Annotated in this window: 17 protein-coding genes; 3 read left to right on the forward strand and 14 right to left on the reverse strand. The window is 55.6% G+C overall.

The genetic code is table 11. From position 1 onward, the window contains the following. Positions 1 to 16 precede the first annotated feature (16 nt). Positions 17 to 1,351, reverse strand: coding sequence for an MFS transporter (locus CIK74_RS11390; RefSeq protein ID WP_096256338.1), 1,335 nt, complete (start codon positions 1,349 to 1,351; stop codon positions 17 to 19). Positions 1,352 to 1,592: 241 nt separating this feature from the next. Between CIK74_RS11390 and CIK74_RS11395 the strand changes: the two genes are divergently transcribed. Further along, the gene (locus CIK74_RS11395) at positions 1,593 to 2,285 is read left to right on the forward strand and encodes a helix-turn-helix domain-containing protein (RefSeq protein ID WP_096256339.1); all 693 of its coding nucleotides are present in this window, start codon (positions 1,593 to 1,595) and stop codon (positions 2,283 to 2,285) included. 79 nt (positions 2,286 to 2,364) lie between these two features. Here CIK74_RS11395 and CIK74_RS11400 read toward each other — a convergent pair whose 3' ends face one another. The 3 genes from CIK74_RS11400 to CIK74_RS11410 form a co-directional block, all read right to left on the reverse strand. Continuing rightward, complete coding sequence (locus tag CIK74_RS11400; protein ID WP_229677161.1) at positions 2,365 to 3,510, reverse strand: MFS transporter; 1,146 nt, start codon at positions 3,508 to 3,510, stop codon at positions 2,365 to 2,367. A 241-nt stretch (positions 3,511 to 3,751) separates the two neighbouring features. Continuing rightward, positions 3,752 to 6,817 carry an SMC family ATPase gene (locus CIK74_RS11405; RefSeq protein WP_096256341.1) on the reverse strand — a complete coding sequence of 1,022 codons (3,066 nt, stop codon included), beginning with the start codon at positions 6,815 to 6,817 and terminating at the stop codon, positions 3,752 to 3,754. Then, on the reverse strand, positions 6,814 to 7,977 hold the full coding sequence (locus CIK74_RS11410; RefSeq protein WP_096256342.1) for an exonuclease SbcCD subunit D: 1,164 nt from the start codon (positions 7,975 to 7,977) through the stop codon (positions 6,814 to 6,816). The genes CIK74_RS11405 and CIK74_RS11410 overlap by 4 nt, the downstream gene beginning before the upstream one ends. Before the next feature lie 50 nt (positions 7,978 to 8,027). Between CIK74_RS11410 and CIK74_RS11415 the strand changes: the two genes are divergently transcribed. Beyond that, complete coding sequence (locus CIK74_RS11415) at positions 8,028 to 8,969, forward strand: hypothetical protein (RefSeq protein WP_096256343.1); 942 nt, start codon at positions 8,028 to 8,030, stop codon at positions 8,967 to 8,969. Between the two features lie 106 nt (positions 8,970 to 9,075). Here the strand turns inward: CIK74_RS11415 and CIK74_RS11420 are convergent, their stop codons facing one another. The 5 genes from CIK74_RS11420 to CIK74_RS11440 form a co-directional block, all read right to left on the reverse strand. Next, positions 9,076 to 9,573: a GtrA family protein gene (locus CIK74_RS11420; protein WP_096256344.1), complete on the reverse strand. Its 498-nt coding sequence runs from the start codon at positions 9,571 to 9,573 to the stop codon at positions 9,076 to 9,078. Positions 9,574 to 9,622: 49 nt separating this feature from the next. Continuing rightward, positions 9,623 to 10,630, reverse strand: a complete 1,008-nt coding sequence (locus CIK74_RS11425) for an exonuclease domain-containing protein (RefSeq protein WP_096256345.1) — start codon at positions 10,628 to 10,630, stop codon at positions 9,623 to 9,625. A gap of 276 nt (positions 10,631 to 10,906) precedes the next feature. Next, positions 10,907 to 11,605 (reverse strand): hypothetical protein, encoded by a 699-nt coding sequence (locus tag CIK74_RS11430; RefSeq protein ID WP_096256346.1) that lies wholly within the window; start codon positions 11,603 to 11,605, stop codon positions 10,907 to 10,909. Next, entirely contained in the window at positions 11,593 to 12,522 is a 930-nt protein-coding gene (locus CIK74_RS11435) for an ABC transporter ATP-binding protein (RefSeq protein ID WP_096256347.1), read from the reverse strand. The genes CIK74_RS11430 and CIK74_RS11435 overlap by 13 nt, the downstream gene beginning before the upstream one ends. Next, complete coding sequence (locus tag CIK74_RS11440; protein WP_229677162.1) at positions 12,515 to 12,907, reverse strand: GntR family transcriptional regulator; 393 nt, start codon at positions 12,905 to 12,907, stop codon at positions 12,515 to 12,517. The genes CIK74_RS11435 and CIK74_RS11440 overlap by 8 nt, the downstream gene beginning before the upstream one ends. A gap of 315 nt (positions 12,908 to 13,222) precedes the next feature. On the opposite strand from CIK74_RS11440, the gene CIK74_RS11445 reads away from it, so the two are divergent. Beyond that, the gene (locus CIK74_RS11445) at positions 13,223 to 13,531 is read left to right on the forward strand and encodes a hypothetical protein (protein WP_096256348.1); all 309 of its coding nucleotides are present in this window, start codon (positions 13,223 to 13,225) and stop codon (positions 13,529 to 13,531) included. A gap of 112 nt (positions 13,532 to 13,643) precedes the next feature. Here CIK74_RS11445 and rdgB read toward each other — a convergent pair whose 3' ends face one another. From rdgB to CIK74_RS11470, 5 genes are all read right to left on the reverse strand, one after another. Further along, positions 13,644 to 14,279, reverse strand: coding sequence for an RdgB/HAM1 family non-canonical purine NTP pyrophosphatase (gene rdgB / locus CIK74_RS11450; RefSeq protein WP_096256349.1), 636 nt, complete (start codon positions 14,277 to 14,279; stop codon positions 13,644 to 13,646). Next, positions 14,276 to 15,010: a ribonuclease PH gene (rph, locus tag CIK74_RS11455; RefSeq protein ID WP_096256350.1), complete on the reverse strand. Its 735-nt coding sequence runs from the start codon at positions 15,008 to 15,010 to the stop codon at positions 14,276 to 14,278. Before rph ends, rdgB begins: the two co-directional genes overlap by 4 nt. A 107-nt stretch (positions 15,011 to 15,117) precedes the next feature. After that, positions 15,118 to 15,558 carry a PACE efflux transporter gene (locus CIK74_RS11460; RefSeq protein WP_096256351.1) on the reverse strand — a complete coding sequence of 147 codons (441 nt, stop codon included), beginning with the start codon at positions 15,556 to 15,558 and terminating at the stop codon, positions 15,118 to 15,120. A 195-nt stretch (positions 15,559 to 15,753) separates the two neighbouring features. After that, positions 15,754 to 16,206, reverse strand: coding sequence for a carboxymuconolactone decarboxylase family protein (locus CIK74_RS11465; protein WP_096256366.1), 453 nt, complete (start codon positions 16,204 to 16,206; stop codon positions 15,754 to 15,756). Positions 16,207 to 16,289: 83 nt separating this feature from the next. Beyond that, positions 16,290 to 16,658: a cupin domain-containing protein gene (locus CIK74_RS11470; protein WP_096256352.1), complete on the reverse strand. Its 369-nt coding sequence runs from the start codon at positions 16,656 to 16,658 to the stop codon at positions 16,290 to 16,292. Between the last annotated feature and the right edge of the window lie 55 nt (positions 16,659 to 16,713).

The following is a 16,713-nucleotide window of genomic DNA, read 5'->3' on the forward strand; positions in this document are numbered from 1 at the left end:
TTCTACCTGCCATTAGTTAGCGAACGGTAGGAACTTCCTCGTCCTCAACTTCTTCGAGGTGCAGGTTACGTCCCTGCGTTTCGCCCACCCACAGCACCGCGGCCACGGAGATGATGGTCAACACCATAATGTAGATCGCGATGGAACCGGACCATCCGGTGGAGGTCAGCAAGACCTGCGCCACGGTAGCGGCGAAGGCGCCACCGAGAATCGAACCCAGTGCGTAACCAATCGAGATGCCCGAGTAGCGGATACGAGCCGGGAACATCTCGGCGTACATGGCCGACTGTGGACCGTAGGACAGACCCAGGCCAATGGTGAGCACGAAGATACCCACGGTGTAAAGCACGATATTTCCGGTGTCCACCAACATAAACATTGGAATCATCCAGACAAATACGATGCCGTAACCGAGCAAGAAGGTGTTCCGGCGTCCTAACTTATCCGAGAGCCAGCCACCGACCAGCGTGAAGATCAGCCAGCCGACTGAGCCAACGGTGGTAGCCAACAAGACCGGAGCCAGTTCCATCTTCAGTACCTTGGTGGTGTAGGAGATGAAGAAGGCGATCACCAGGTAACCGGCGGCGTTGTTCGAAACGAAGATCAAAGCAGCTTGCATCACCGGCTTCAGGTGCCCGGTCATCAGCTCCTTCAGCGGAGTGTGCTCGGCGGCCTTACGCTGAGCCATGGCTTTGAAGACCGGGGATTCTTCCACCGCACGGCGGATCATGTAACCAACCAGGATCAGCACGACCGACAGGAGGAATGGAATACGCCAGCCCCACGATTGGAACTGTTCTGGAGTCATCGAGACCCGCAGGATGTAGAGCAAACCAGTTGCCAGGATCATGCCGATAGGCACGCCGATCTGCGGGAAAGCTCCGAAGTAACCGCGGCGGGCCTTCGGTGCGTGCTCCACTGCCATCAGCGCTGCGCCACCCCATTCTCCACCTGCGGAGAAGCCCTGGATCACACGTAGAAGCACCAGCAAGATAGGTGCTCCGATGCCAATTGCGGCGTAGGTTGGCAGCACACCGATCAGCGAGGTGGCCGCTCCCATGAGGATCAAGGTCAGCACCAGAATCTTCTTGCGTCCATAGCGGTCACCTAAGTGTCCTGCCACGATGGCCCCCAAGGGGCGGAAGAAGAAGGAGATGCCAATCATGGCAAAGGACAGGATCTGGGCTACAGCTGGATTTGATTCACCGAGCGGTTCCAGGAACAGCGGGGTCAACAGCGTCGCGGTGAGCTGAGCGAAAATGAAGAAGTCGTACCACTCGATGGTGGTACCTACCAGGGTGCCGGCCAGAACGCGCCGTTCTTCCTGGGTACGTGATGCGGTTGTAGACATGTGCGAGTGTCCTCAGATGAAGATGCGGATAATTACCGACCGTTCGGACGGGTAATAGATACATAGTAAACTAGGAGTGACTGTCCTCACAAGCTGCATTAGTCACACTCCCGTCGAACAGTTCAAAAAAAGAATTCGCTGTTCGGATAAAGAACCCCTAGACTCGAATCAAGTACACCAGCGTCGAGCCTAAGGCTGACTGTGCACCGAAGAAATCGTGGCCAGCGCCGGAATGAAGAAGATGTCATCCTCGCAAACCCTATCCCGCGGAATTCGAGCCTTAGAGATCGTTGCCGAGTCTCCAGTCAACCTCACCATCGCGGAAATCGCCGAGCGGCTCGACGTCCATCGCTCCATCGCCTACCGGATCCTGCGCACGCTTGAAGAACACCGCCTGCTCAGCCGGGATGAATCCGGCAGGATTCGTTCAGCCTCTGGGCTGGCAGTCCTTGCCCGCTCCGTGCAGCGCGACCTGCAATCTGCCGCGCTGCCCGAGCTCACCAGGCTTGCTAATGAACTATCCATGACGGCTTTCTTGGCCGTCTGGGAACACGATATGTGCACCACCTTGCAGTCAGTTGAACCGGTGCACTCAGGAAGCGCCATTGTGCACCGCCCCGGCTCGGTGCACGGGATGGATATTGGCGCGCCAGGTATCGCCATCCAATCCCAATACACGCGCAGCCAATGGGATGCGATGGAGACCGGCATTGAGTACCGTGAGCCTGCGCGCACCGCACGGATTGAGGGATACTCCACCAGCGAGAACGAAGTGATCCAAGGCGTCACCGCCATAGCGGTACCGATTTCCCACACCGGCCCTACCCCTGCGGCCATCGCCGTCATCTTCGCTACCAGTACCGTCGACACCCGTGAGCACATTATTCGTGCGTTGAAAGAAGCTGCACTGAACGTGGGCGACGAACTCAGCTAAAAACTTGGTCCCCTCAGATTTAAGCACCGCAGGCTCCTTTCCCCTAAGTGAAAGGAGCCTGCGGCTTAACGCTCTTTAGTTAGCGCACGCGTCGCAACGACGGAGCCTTTGCAACGATCAGCTTCATCAGCAGAGCCGCAAGCAGGATGAGGAACGCCGCAGCTGTAGAGACCCAGTAGGCCCCGAGGTAACCGGAAGATTCTGCCAATACTCCGGCCAATCCGTTACCGATTGATGTGCCCACCACGATTCCGGCCGACAGCAGCGTCATCACTGTGGACAGCACCTTCGGCGGAGCTACCTCGCCGCCCAAGGTCATGCCCGTGACGATTACCGGACCGACAGCAAAACCTGCCACAAACAGTGCTAAAAGCATCCACGGCACGGAGCTGGCATAGTGCAATCCAAAGCTGGCAATAGTCAGCGCCACACCGCAAGTGATCCAACGGTTGATCTGGCTAAATCCCTGTGGCCACGAAGCCACGGAAATCGCTGCCAGCGCACTGGAAAGACCCATTGCGCCATAGAGCAAGCCACCCTGATTGGAATTACCCAGCGCGCCGGCAAATGCCAGCGTGCCGGCGGCTGATGAGCCAAAGACCGTGCCTAAGCCAATCATGCCAAGTACTAGCGCACCAATGGCGGCCACTTGCGCCTTAGAGATGCGCACCTTCACTTCATGTTCGCCACTGCCATGCGGTTTAACCTCATCGACGGTGCGATGTTTCGCAAAGGTAGGAACCAGCACCACGGTGAGGACTGCAGCGATCAGCAGCGGCAAGGTTGGGTGTACCAGCGAGGCTAATAGACCTACGGCAACCGGTCCGAAGACGAAGCCAAGCTCGTCCAGCATGGATTCCAGGCTCAACGCCGCGGTGAGCACCTTAGGATTTTTTTGCTGCCGGCGCGTCATTGAAATCCAACGCACACGCGACATCGGTCCGACCTGTGGACCGCTGGCTCCTGCTAGCAAGGAAATCAGGACCAGCACACCGACCAGCATGTTCGAACCGCTATTGCCGTACCACGTCAACAGCAGAAGCAAAATGGTATGCAAGATTGATACTGGAATTAGCACCGGACGCTGACCGAAGCGGTCCGCGAGCATTCCGATACTCGGCCCGCCCACGGCAGAACCAAGTCCCACCATGGCCGCACTCAAGCCACCGAGTGCATAGGATCCGGAGCTTGCAGTCACCAAGGTCATCGACCCAATGGTGAGCATTGCCAGGGGCAATCTAGCAAAGAAAGATAGCGGAACGTAGGCCGTTCCAACCATAGGCACCAGAGAAGAGAACCCTGGCTTAGGTTCTAGTTTTTGGTTCGGTTCATTGGACAACATATGTTGAGTCAACAATTCTCCACAACAAAGCGTGTGTCGTCCCACGCCCCCCGACACACAAAATTTCCCAGACATGCCTGATGGCACTACTTTCAAGATACCAGCGTCTTGGTCAATGTCTAGTTCAGATGGTGAGCATCACTTCTGGGGTCATATCAATTGTGGAACCGTGCTGGGTTTTGATAACCGTCACTCGGTTGGTAATTCGTTGTTTCATCTCCGAAACATGGGACACCAGACCGATCATTCGTCCGCCTGCACGCAGTGATTCCAGCGCTTCCATCACCTGCTCTAGGGTCTCGGCATCAAGGGAGCCGAAACCTTCATCCACGAAGAGCGTCTGCATATCTACCGCACCACTGTGATGTGAGATTACGTCCGCCAGTCCCAATGCCAGAGCCAGTGAAGCCATGAATGTTTCACCGCCGGACAGCGTCTGAGTGTCGCGTTCTTTACCTGTCCATGAATCCCGGACGCGTAAGCCCAGCCCAGACTTTGAATTGCCACGGGTGGAATCATCATGATGCAGCGAATAACGTTCGGAGGACATGATCTTCAGCCGCTCGGTGGCGGCTTGTGCAACTTCTTCCAAACGCGCCGCCAGCACATAGGTACTCAGGGTCATCTTGTATTTGTTCTCTCCCCCGCCACGAATCACGTCGGCCAGATCGCGAAGCCTGCGATATGCATCCACTACCGGACCAGACTCGGCGCGGTACTCGCTCAGCGCGGCCACGGAAGTGCGAAGTCGCTCAAGCTGGGTCTGGGCGAGCACCTCATCTTGCCGTGCGGATTCGTAGAGTTCCTCAGCGGCCTTGACGTTCTCGTTCACTGTGGACTGCTCTTCCTCGGTGGGCGCGCCGATTCCTTGAGCAGCCAAGTCCTTGGCTCGCAAATGATCTTCGGAGGCTTTGAGAGTCGCGATGGCGCTGGAACGCACGGTGTCCTCGTGCTGCAGTGTTTGGTATTGCTCTCGTTTCTCGTCGCTCAGCAGGGCCACAACGTATTCCTTGTCGTTCACAAAACCGGCTTCATCACGTTGCTGGGTCCACGTGTCCGCCGCCTTTTTCGCTGCGTTGGCCGCGGCCAAATGGTCCGTAAGTGCCTTATGAGCACCATTAAAAACGGTGAATTCGGCCCGCACCTTCTTCACTAGCTCGGCAAGCCCCAAGTCGCTGCCTTCACGCAGCTGCGCTAGCTTCGCATCAAGCTCGTCAATCTGGGTGCTTAACGACTGAACTTGCTTGGTACCCGTGGCATGATCCAAGGCAGCCTGAGCGACCTTGGCGGTTTCCTTTTCGATACGGGCGCGGAGCAATTCAAGTTTTCGCGCCAGCTCGGTAGTCTCCGCCTGCTTGGCAGTGGCCGCATCAAGCTTTGTTTGCGCCAGTTCGGTCCGAGCCTTGCCGGTGTCCAGATCCGTATCTTTTGCGGATTCAGCGGCTGCCTCAAATTTGGTGGTCGCAACATCACGAATCTTGGCCTTGGTGCGTTGCAGTTCGCGTTCTGTCTGAACGACCTTCTCTAGCGCCTCGATCCGTTCGTCGTCGATGAGTTCGGCGTCATCCTCGCTCTGCGCCGGCTGGGGGTGTTCCAGCGAACCACAGACCAGACACGGCGAGCCATCTTCGAGCGCGGCGGCTAGACGCAGCGCGCTTTGTTCTAGCTGCATACGCTGCGCTGCAATCAGCTCAGTCTCGGCAGCGTTGAGTTTAAGGCTTTGCTCCGCATATTCGATGTCGGCTGCCGTTAATGATTTGTGCAACTTATCGCGCAGCTTGATCTGCACTACCAGTTCCTGCGCTGCTGTGAGTTCCTCGGTGGCTACTTGCTTGGCTCCAGCGGCAGCGACAAGATCTAGCTTTTGTGGTTCGGCCGCGATGTCATCTCGTTCAGCACGTAATTGCCCAAGAGTTTTCTCCGCATCTTCACGGATTTTCTTCTGCTTATTCACCTGTTCAAGAGCGTCTTTGAGATCTTTTTGCAGTTGTTCCTTCTTGGTTTCGTCGGCGAGCGCCGCGTTGAGCACCACGAGACGGTTATTCAGCTTCGCGGTTCGTGATCTAATCACGTCAAGATCATCAGCGTTCGCTTGAGCCCGAAGCTCATAACCATTGGCGACTTTCAGCTGGGACTCGTGCCATGCTTTGACGGTGGCTTCCAAGCTCTTCTTAGTTTCATTAACTTGCGCTTCATAGCCCCTAATTCCCGCGGCCTTACCATGAAGTTCCAAAGCCTGTCCGGCGCGTACGGCAGCGGGATGCTTTTCGCTGTGTTCGCTTTCTAAACCGCTCAATTCGGCGCGTCGCGCGAACACACGTCGGCGCTCATCCACTGATTTTTGGTTCTTCAGTGACTGCTCGCGGCGCAGACGCAACTTCGCCGTGCCCTCTTGGCGTGCGCAATGCATGGTGAGAATACGGGCATCATAGTCGGCGAACTCGGTCGCTAAGTCTGCCGGTGGCTCTATCTGGTTCTGAGCTACTTCGGGATCAGCTAGCTCGTGGCTAGCTAGGAAGGCGGTGGCGTCCTGACGAATACCATTTTCACGAGCGCTGAGCGTAGCCTCAATCTCCGCGGCCTTTTTACGTTCCTCGGTCAGACGCAGATTAAACTCGTCCTCGATTTTTCCGTAATCGCTGGTGTCGAAGAGGTTGCTGAGCAGGTCTTCACGTGCGGTGGCCTTGGCACGCAAAAAATCCGCGAACCCACCTTGCGGGAGCATGACCACCTTGGTGAACTGATCACGGTCTAGACCTAAAAGGCCACCGAGGATCTGCCCTACTTCATCATTACGGGTCGACAAGGCCTCCCACTGTCCTTTGACCAGTTCTCGCAGAGCACTGGAAGCCTTCTGTTCGGTGACCCCGTTCTTGCCACGCTTACTTGGGCGCATCCAGGCTGGGGAACGAGTCACCTCAAAGCGACGGTCCCCCACGGTCAATTCGCAGATGATCTGTGGTTCGAGACCTTCTGCTGCGTGATCCGAGCGGATCTGCCGACTACCGGCACGGTTTCCAGGCAACGAACCATAAATTCCGTAACAAATTGCGTCGAGAATACTGGATTTGCCGGCGCCCGTGGGGCCATCAAGTAAAAACAATCCGCCGGCCGACAATTCATCGAAGTCAACTTCTTCTACTCCGGCGAAAGGACCAAAGGCTTGGATACGAAGTTTATGAATTCTCATTTGCTCACCTGTGCTTCACGCGTGCTCCGGATCACCGAGTCGAGCAGTTCCCGTTCAAGTTCATCGGGCTGCCGGTCTCTGACATGTTCAATAAAGTCTGTGCAGACCTGTGCGGTACTTGTTGCTTTAGCCATCCGGTCTGAATACGTCGACTTTTCCTTTGCTTTGCCACCTTGTGGGTCAAAGGCGAGCACCACGGTGTCGGGGAAGCGAGTCCTCACCTTACTCATCGCATCTGCCGGGCGTTCCGGGTCGGTCAGCGTCACCTGACACCAAGCATCCTCGGCAAAGGCCAGTTCCTTATCGGCCAGAAGGTCTTCGAGATTCCCGCGCAGGATGGCGAGTTTTTTCGGTACCGAAAGCAGTATTTCTTCGTAACCGGTAATTCCCTGCGCATCGGTATCGATCAGCCAGATCCCCTTGCGCTGGTTCACTTCCGAGAAGGAGTAGGCCAGAGGAGAACCCGAGTAACGGATCTTCTCGGCGATGCGCTGGCGTCCATGGAGGTGACCTAACGCGGTGTAGTCAAAATTCTCAAAGAGCCGCGCGGGAACCACATCCAAGTTGCCGGTACTCAGCTCACGTTCCGAGTCACTGCCTTCACCGCCAGCGGCAAACAGATGTGCCATCGCCACAGACACCACCGGGGTGCCGCTCTTTCGTAGTTCTCCCAGGTGCTCGTCGATACGGTTTATGGCCGCTCCAACCACTGCCTCGTGACTGGCTTTATCCACCTGAAGCTCATCCATTACCATCCGTGGCTCCAGATACGGGATCCCGTACACGGCCACTCGGTGCCCCTCTGCTTCGAGAACCACCGGTTCGAGCATGCGTGAGGTATCAGCAAAAATATGTACTCCGGCGGAATCCAAGAGTTCCGAGGCGAATCCTAGCCGGGAGGCGGAATCGTGGTTGCCGCTAGTCAAAATCAAGGTGGCCCCGGTTTTGCGAAGTTCGGCCAACGCCCAGTTACACAAACGCACCGCATCCACATGGGGCAGTGCACGGTCATAAATGTCACCGGCCACCAACACCACGTCCACTTGGCGTTCGCGGGTGATATCGATGATTTCTTGCAGTACGTTGCGCTGGGCATCGAGTAGCGACGCACCATGGAAGGTACGACCCAAATGCCAGTCTGAGGTGTGAAGCAATCGCATGATCCCACCTTATGCAATACCTCGGACAGTTTGCGCACTAGAATGTACTTGTGAATGAAACCGGTGAAATTGCACTCCTGCCAGAGAACTACTCAGACAAGGTGTTCGCGATCCTGCTCGGCCTAGCCGACGGCGCAACCCACGCCCGGGACGATATCGATCCCGGTGCCACCGAACTACTCCCGCTCTATATGGTCGATGGGCTGCTTGAAGCCCTCGAATGGGCCAAAGACGGTGTGGGCAGCGACGAGTTAGCCTGCATGTGGCTCGCTTCGCTTCGCGCCTACTCTCAGCTAACTGGGTCCTTCCCGACCGGTGCGCCCGAGCCACTGAAGCGTTGGATTGATCTCGAAATGAAGAAGGTCGAGATTCATGACGGCCTGATGGCTGGCGATCCGCTCAACTTGTCGGGTCTAAAATCCAAAGATATGGGCCAACGCGGGCGTCCTACCGGTGTGAATGCGGACTCCACGGGCGTGCTTCCACGTGCCGCCGCGGTAGCACTGCTATCGCGCGTCCCAGAATCCACTACAGAGGCGTTATCCCGTGCCTCCGCGTATCTGACCCATGATGAGCAGGCTGCAAAAACCACGGTGGCTGCTGCCCGCATTGTCCGCTCCGCCATTGAACGCTCCCAGGCAGCTGGCAGTGAATGGGAAGCGCTGCTCGAAGGACTGGAAGGTCCCTCGGCGGATGCCCTGCGTCAGGTTGTGAGCGTGGTGCGCGATTCGTTGCACCTGTCCCCTACCGATGCCTATGCCGCTTACTTCAACGCCAGCGGCGCAGCCGAGGTAGAGGAAGAATCGGATATCGAGACAGCTGATGCCCCAGTAGCTGAGGAAGACGACAGCCGTGATCCAGAAACCGACGCCTACGCGGTAGCCCTGCTGGCTGCCGTGTATGGTTCTGATGCTGTGGGTGACCGTCCAGCATCCGCGTTGGATGACATCATCTCCGAGCTTCACGACCGGTGGATGGCCTTGGTGGACTAACCCTCCCAAACGTTTTAGATGACTCGGCCCGGAACCAAATTTTTGGTTCCGGGCCGAGTCATTTGTACAACGTGAGACGTACCGCTAGAAAACTGCGGGTTCTCGCTTATCCCTTGGAAGGAACAAGTGATTCCTGTGGTTCCTGTGGCAGGTTAATTTTCTGTGAATCTGGGAAAACAAACTTATGCAGCGCCCACCAACGGAACACCATCGCTAGTAGTGTGCCGATAATCGGCCCGGAGATAAAGTCTGCTACTTCTTGGCTGAGAAAAGATACCTGCGGGTAGTGGAATCCCAAGATCCAGCGCGATACATATAGCGGTGCGGAGTTGATGGCAATGCCGATCAACGACACGGTAAAGAAGCCAATGGCTTGAATGCGCTTACGGTACGCGTCGTTTTGATTTTGGAACGTGTACTGCCGGGTCAGTACGAAGGAGACTACCGTCGCAACAGCATTAGCGATGATGAATGCCGTGGTTGGGTGCGCTTCAAGCACCGTGAATTTTAACCCGTAGTTGACTACCAAAGTTACTACGAAGCAGAATCCGCCAACTCCAATAAATCGCATGAGTCTAGTGAGCATGCCATTTTTGTTGTTCACGTATACCTCGTGGTGTTTAGTTGATGAAAAACTATTCGGACTGCAAGACTCAGCCTTGAACGGCCATTCCAAAGCCCTCGACTAGCTGCATGAATTCACCTTCCGAGATGATTTCCACGCGCTGGCCCTTATCGCGCAACTTCAGCACCTGCTTGGCTTTGTTGGTCAAACGTCCGTTGGCCAGATCCTGCGGAACAAATCCATCGCCAACCACTAATGCGGTGGTCGCTCGGGTGACTCTCGAGGCGGTCTGTGCGCCATAGTTTGCCGCCCACTGTTTGGCCTTAGGCCGCGGTACCGAGAGGTTTCCGGTGAACACGATAACCTGCCCAAATAACGGGTGCGTTCGATCTGCATCCATATTTGGTTCGGGGTTCTCCCCCTCCTGCGGCCAGGAGCCAAAGGAATCTGAGGCAGGCATCGGGTGACCATTGGCCATCCAACCTTGCGCATCTCGGGTGGCACGGGAGAATTCTTCGCCCGGCTTCCATGACGCGGTGAGCCCCAACCCGACGTTGTAGTGATCCGCAGCGTGCAAGACGGAAGGAGCATCACTTCGCTGAGCGATATCGATCATTGCCCACGCGCAGGCTTCAGCGTCGGCGAGCGCCTGGTGGTGGTTTTCGATAGGGTGGCCGGCTTCTTCTGCGACAAACGGTAGCGAGTAGCTGGGCAAGTCATAGGCCTTGCGGGCAAGTTTGACCGTACAAAGATGTGCAATTTCGGGGACAGCGAGTTCGCTGGCTTCCGAGGCGGCACGAATGACTCCGGAGTCGAAGGCCGAGTTATGCGCTACAAGCACGTCGGATCCGACAAATTCGAGTAGATCTCCGAGCTTCTCCCCCACGCGTGGTGCGTCGGTGACCATGTCTTCGGTGATGTGGTGGATTGAGACGTTTCGCGGGTCGAAGTGGTCAAAACCTGCCGGCGGTCTAAGTAACCATTGTTCGGTTTCGACGATGCGTCCGGAACGGACCTTGATCAGGCCTACCGAGCAGGCCGATCCGATAAATCCGTTAGCAGTTTCAAAATCTAATGCTGTGAAGTCCAATGCCACGCATGACAGTTTACTCTTTAATGCTCAAAGGCCAGCATCCGAAGTCTAATGTGTGGATAATCCCTCCTCCTGAGTTGTGAATTCCGGAAGGCTGATATTCAACGACTAAACGTCTACTGACCTGTGACTCTGCGACAAAATGTCGATGTTGAATACGTGCGACAACACAGACTTGTCACACTCCCGCTTTGCAAGCACCGATAGCGAGTCGCTGATGCACGCACAGATGCCCTTGACACGTCGTAACGCATCAAGGGCATCTGGGCCGAACAACTACTAGGCTACGGTCGCTTTGCGCAGCGTCAGGTACGAACCGCCAGCCATCACTACTGCCACGACACCGCCCCACAGGGTGACACCTGCGGCGGTCCATGTCAGCGCCCAGGTCCAGAAGTTGCCCCAGAGCTGGTTGAAAGTCAGCAGTGCGATAACTCCGAGCAGCAGCACACCCAATGCTATGAAGAATACGAGCAGTCCAGTGGTGCGCCAGCGCATGTAGATGGTGGCAATCAAGAAGCCCACCATGAACAACAGCACCATCAGTACAAAGTAGAAGCCAATTTGTACCGCGCCATTGTTATCGGCCACCCATTCCAAGGCGAAGAACCGCGCATCCATCCACCATCCCCCGGTGGCCTTTTCGAGAAGACCCATCAGGTAGTAGAAGACAGACAAGGCCAGAGCACACACTCCAAAGAGCAACACCGTGCCAAGGTAAAAACTTCGGCGCGAAACGCTCATCGCTTGGGAGAACGGAAAGGTCAAGGTCAAGGCCTGGATTCCCAGTGCGAGAAAATACCACATCGGTGCCTGTGCGCCGCCGCCATACATTGTTCCTTCGCCACCGTTCTCGCGAACAATCCAGAAGATCGCTAACGAGAAGACAAACGCGCAGCCGAGAATCAGCAACGGCAAGCCAATAAAGACCCACTTGTTGATCAGCTGCATCCGAGCAACTTTGATTACGCGTTCCATGATGTCCTCTCCTTCGCTTGATCTTGGTGTGATGCAAGGACGTTGCGTCCCATGGCAGTTCGGACCACCAGCTGCTGCAGCGACAACGGCGACAGATCAAGACCGAGTTCTTTGGCTTCGGTTTGCTGGGCCGGTGTCAGCCGTTGCTGGATACTCACACTTGCCAGCGCACCCAACGAATCGCGATGGATCACCGGATAGTCCGCAACAAACTCGTCGACCACCTCTGCCTTGCCGCTGATCGTGACTGCGGCTCCCTGCAATGATTCTGCGTCCTCGTCCATCACAATGCGTCCCGAGTCGATAATGATCACGTGTTCCAGCAAGTTAGCTACCTCGTCAATCAGGTGACTTGAGAGCACAATGGTTCGCGGGTACAAGGCGAAATCTTCGACCAGTCGATCGTAGAAGATCTGCCTGGCCACCGCGTCTAGACCCAGGTACGGCTCATCGAAAAATGTGACTTCGGCACGTGAAGCCAACCCGATGACCACGCCCACCGCGGAGAGCTGACCACGTGAGAGTTTCTTGATTTTACGCTTGAGTGGAAGGTTAAAGTCAGCGATCAGTTCCTGGGCCAGCTGTTCATCCCAGTTTTCAAAGAAAAGTGCTGCGGCTTTGAATGCCTGAAAAGCCTTGTACTCATCGGGGTATTTCTGCGATTCCCTGATGAAGCAGATTCGTGAGAGTGTCCCGTCATGCTCAAAGGGAGTATGACCAAATACTTTGACTTCGCCAGCGTCGGGGAACCCCTGTCCAGTCAAGATGGACATGAGTGTGGTTTTGCCCGCTCCATTGCGTCCGAGCAATCCGTAGATTTTGTGAGAATCCAATTGCAGGTTGACGTCATCTAAGGCTTTAACATCTTTAAACGTTTTGCTGACGTTACGTACTAAAACTGGGGTTTGCTCAGACATGGTGAGATCCTCCTGGCCCTACATCGATGATGGGTTGCGCCGACTTGATCATGTCCATGAGTTCTTCGACTTCGATGCCGAGCTTCCCTGCTTCGGCTGCCAATGGCTGGACATATTGGTCATTGAATTTTTGCCTGCGCTTCTGCCGTAAGCGTTCCGGCGCGCCTTGCGCTACGAACATTCCGATTCCCCGTTTCTTGTAGAGCAAACCCTCTTCGACGAGTTTGTTTATTCCCTTAGCCGCGGTTGCCGGGTTTATCCGATAGAAGGCGGCGAATTCATTGGTGGATGGCACCTGACCTTCTTCGGCCAGGACGCCAGAGAAGATGTCGTTCTCGATCAACTCAGCGATCTGCATGAAAATTGGTTTTGAATCGTCAATCACACCACGCGCCTCCTGCCTTACTTGGAACCAACATCTGAACTTCAGTTCATTGGTTCATTACTTGCGTAACTAACCATAGAGCCAACTCAACTTTATGGCAAGCCTTGGAGCGGTAAGTAACATCGATAAATACGAACTGAGAACTTGCGCGATCAGCTGAATATCGATGCTGACAAGCATAGATAAGTGCTTAGTTGAGCCCGGAAAATCCGAATAAAGGTGATTCCCCACCTGCGCAATGGGTCCACACAGACTGATGACGAAACATGAAAATGTAGGTATCGGAATTTCGATAACAAGTTAGGAGGCGTCACGATGTCCCTCAATCCTTTTCAGCCCGACTCATTTGACGGGCGAAGACGCGAATCGCAGAAACTCATGATGATGATTTCATCGCTGACCCTTGTGGCAGCGGCGTTAGCCGGATCCCCCGGCGACACCACGGCAACTGCATCCCAACCTCAGATCACCGATCACATCCAGAGCGGGAAAACTATCGCGCTAACATCCGCTTCAGGCGACGAGACAAAAGTTGCCGGCAGCAACGCACAACGCGCACTTCCCATGTCCGAAGCAGCAGAGAAAACTCGAGACAAGAACTCAGATTTAGCCGATCCCAGCTGACTAATCCCACGCTTATGTGCGCCATCCCCAGCAAATCGAACTACACCTAGACGCAAAAAAATCCGGGCGTTGCCAAGGCAACGTCCGGATTTTAATGTACTGAAAAGACTTGCTAGTTTGACCCCAGCACCTTGGTGACCTCGGCGATAATCACCGGAAGCAACTGTGCGAAGGCCTGCGCGCGATGCGAGATCGCGTTCTTTTCCTCGGCGCTGTACTGCGCCAGTGAACGATTGGAATCTGCAGGTTGGAAGACCGGGTCGTAACCAAATCCGCCGTCCCCCGCACGCTCGGTACGCAAACTGCCCAACAGCTTACCCAGCTGAACATGTTCGGCGCCCTGCGGTGTCGCAATCGCTGCGGCGCAAACGAATGCACCGGTGCGGTGTTCGGCGGAGATATCCCCCAGCTGTGCAAGCAACAGGTCAATATTCGCTTCGTCGTTTCCATGTACACCAGACCAGCGAGCAGAGAAGATCCCTGGTGCCCCACCAAGAACGTCGATACTCAGACCCGAATCGTCGGCGAGCGCAATCAGCCCGGTCGCCGCGCTAATCTCCCGCGCCTTCTTCAACGCATTGCCTTCAAAAGTCACCTGATCCTCTACCGGATCCGGTGCCCCAGCGGTCGCTGCATCGATCACCTGGGTGTCGACGTTCAGACCTGGCACCTGGCCACGCAGCAACTCACGCAGTTCGCGTAGTTTGCCTTGATTACGTGAAGCTAGGACAAGAACCGGTTGGCTCATTTGGACTTCTTCAGGGTTTCGGTCTGGATCTGTGCCAATTCGGTGGTGCCGATCAAGGCGAGATCAAGCAGTGCATCGAGTTCGTCGCGCTTGAAGGGTGCGCCCTCGGCGGTGCCCTGTACCTCGACGAAGTCACCGCTACCGGTCACCACAACGTTCATGTCGGTTTCCGCGCGAACGTCTTCCTCATACGGCAGATCCAGCATCGGGGTGCCATCGATGATGCCCACCGAGATCGCTGCGACCGAATCGGTCAGTACCTTCGCATTGGCCTTCAGGATCTTTTCGCCCCGAGCCCATTCGATAGCTTCGGCCAACGCTACATAGGCGCCGGTGATCGCTGCGGTACGAGTACCACCGTCGGCCTGCAATACATCACAGTCCAATACGATGGTGTTTTCGCCCAGCTGCTTGGTATCAACTACCGCACGCAAGGAACGGCCGATCAGCCGGGAGATCTCGTGGGTGCGACCCGAAACCTTGCCCTTAACTGCTTCGCGGGAGTTACGAGTATTCGTAGCACGGGGCAGCATCGCGTATTCGGCGGTGACCCAGCCGGTACCTTCGCCCTTAAGCCAGCGCGGCACGCCTTGGGTGAAGGAAGCGGTACATAGTACTCGGGTGTTTCCGAATTCGATCAGGGCCGAACCTTCGGCTTGGGTGGACCATCCGCGGGTGATGGTAATGTCACGAAGTTGCGCGGCGCTGCGGCCGTCGGCACGTAAAGTCATACTTCCATCGTAGCGAAAACGCAGCATCCTTTTCGCCAGTGACGACACCTAATGCTAGGGGTGTTTAGCGCAACAGGAGCCCAGCGAGTAGACCTGGCCGGCGAAAATTACCTCGTGCTGTTTTGCGCCTTGGCCGGTGTAGACCGTGCAGTCGGTACAAATCGATCGAAGAGCCAGGAGAAGGCAAAGGTGTAAAACAAGAAGAACACCAATAACCCGGCTTCCAAGATCAAAGCATCTAACAACGTGACCGACAGAATCCAGGCCAGGATCGGTACGAGAATGAGCACCAGGCCAGCTTCGAAACCCACCGCGTGCACCACCCGACGGGACACGGACCGCGATTGCTCCTCTTGGCGTTTTTCCCAGGCTTCGAACGCAGAGGTCCAAGCGTAATTCCAGATCAGGGCCACGGCCGAAGAAGTTATCGCGACAATCCCGGAGTTTCCTCCACCAAATCCCATCAGGATCAAGGCTGTCGAGGTGAGCAGAATAGCAAATAGCTCGTAAGAAAAAACGTAGACAATACGTCGCAGAATCGGGGACACGAGGTGCTCCTTATGAATAGTCCATAGGAAGTCCTGGCGGGTTCGCGTCCATGGTGTAGCAATTTTTTAGTTCCGCGGGTCAACTGCGGAATCATTTCCAAGCTAGCACGCAAGGAGTCGGCCCGCTAGGCTTCGATGAGCAAACTCACCAGCTTAGAAGTCCGCGGGCGCGATTCGATTCGCGGGCTGTGCCGACTATGGAGCAACCGGGTAGTGGCTTTGAATGGCAATTCGATTCCATCCGTTCATCACAATCGCCAACCAGCTAATCGCTGACACCTGTTCGTCACTGAGCACCCCGGTATTCCACGACTTATGCTGCGGCACCGGGAGCTGAGTAATTTCCTCGGCCAACGCCAAGGCGTCCTGCTCTACCTCGGAAAAGTATTGCGATTCCCACCAGGCTGCCACGACCGCGAGCCGATCCATGGACTCACCTAGTTTGATCGCATCACGCTGATGCATGCGCAAGCAGAAAGCACACCCATTAAGTTGCGACACCCGAATTTTGATGAGTTCAGCTATTAGCGGGTCAAGTCCTGAAGCCTTGAATGCGCTATCTGCCTGCTGATTAAACTGGATCATGGCCTGATAAACCTCGGGATGTACCTTGCCCAGATTAACCGCGTTATTTGATATTGTTGACATAGCGTCCATCTCTTCTCAGTGCAGAATGGCGGTGTTCCTCGCCTTCAGCTTAGCGATCTAGGCCAGCTAAACAGATAAAACTCTTAGGTTAAATCGAATTCCAATTCGGACACCCCGGGGCGGCCCAACTTCGCCACGCTGAGCAACACTGCGGAATCTTCAATGGCGCTCAGCTGAGAGCGCCCGGCAGGCATCAACAACAGGTCCCCCGTACGGGCCTCCCACGAATCACCATTCGAAGTGAGCGTAATCCGCCCGGAGAGCACCATCACCGTGGCTTCCCCCGGATTTTCATGCTCCTGAAGCGTCACTGAAGCTTTAATTCCAATCACGGTCTGCCGCATCGTGTGCTCATGACCGCCAAAGACGGTACTGGCACTGCGTCCGGCCGGAGCCACAATTGCCTGGCGAATCTGCGTACGAGCCAGAGCTGTGAGCGAAAATTTCTTCATCGGTGCCTCAACAATCAATCGGTGCGGTGGTTCTAAGGATGGCCGACGGTTCGAA

It is taken from the genome of Glutamicibacter sp. BW77 (assembly GCF_002332285.1).
Taxonomy (GTDB): domain Bacteria; phylum Actinomycetota; class Actinomycetes; order Actinomycetales; family Micrococcaceae; genus Glutamicibacter; species Glutamicibacter bergerei.

Bases quoted from the DNA above. Each gene is read 5' to 3' on its own strand.
- CIK74_RS11390 (WP_096256338.1), bottom strand. From the start codon at position 1,351: ATGTCTACAACCGCATCACGTACCCAGGAAGAACGGCGCGTTCTGGCC.
- CIK74_RS11395 (WP_096256339.1), top strand. From the start codon at position 1,593: ATGTCATCCTCGCAAACCCTATCCCGCGGAATTCGAGCCTTAGAGATC.
- CIK74_RS11400 (WP_229677161.1), bottom strand. From the start codon at position 3,510: ATGCTCACCATTGGGTCGATGACCTTGGTGACTGCAAGCTCCGGATCC.
- CIK74_RS11405 (WP_096256341.1), bottom strand. From the start codon at position 6,817: ATGAGAATTCATAAACTTCGTATCCAAGCCTTTGGTCCTTTCGCCGGA.
- CIK74_RS11410 (WP_096256342.1), bottom strand. From the start codon at position 7,977: ATGCGATTGCTTCACACCTCAGACTGGCATTTGGGTCGTACCTTCCAT.
- CIK74_RS11430 (WP_096256346.1), bottom strand. From the start codon at position 11,605: ATGGAACGCGTAATCAAAGTTGCTCGGATGCAGCTGATCAACAAGTGG.
- CIK74_RS11435 (WP_096256347.1), bottom strand. From the start codon at position 12,522: ATGTCTGAGCAAACCCCAGTTTTAGTACGTAACGTCAGCAAAACGTTT.
- CIK74_RS11445 (WP_096256348.1), top strand. From the start codon at position 13,223: ATGTCCCTCAATCCTTTTCAGCCCGACTCATTTGACGGGCGAAGACGC.
- rdgB (WP_096256349.1), bottom strand. From the start codon at position 14,279: ATGAGCCAACCGGTTCTTGTCCTAGCTTCACGTAATCAAGGCAAACTA.
- rph (WP_096256350.1), bottom strand. From the start codon at position 15,010: ATGACTTTACGTGCCGACGGCCGCAGCGCCGCGCAACTTCGTGACATT.
- CIK74_RS11465 (WP_096256366.1), bottom strand. From the start codon at position 16,206: ATGTCAACAATATCAAATAACGCGGTTAATCTGGGCAAGGTACATCCC.
- CIK74_RS11470 (WP_096256352.1), bottom strand. From the start codon at position 16,658: ATGAAGAAATTTTCGCTCACAGCTCTGGCTCGTACGCAGATTCGCCAG.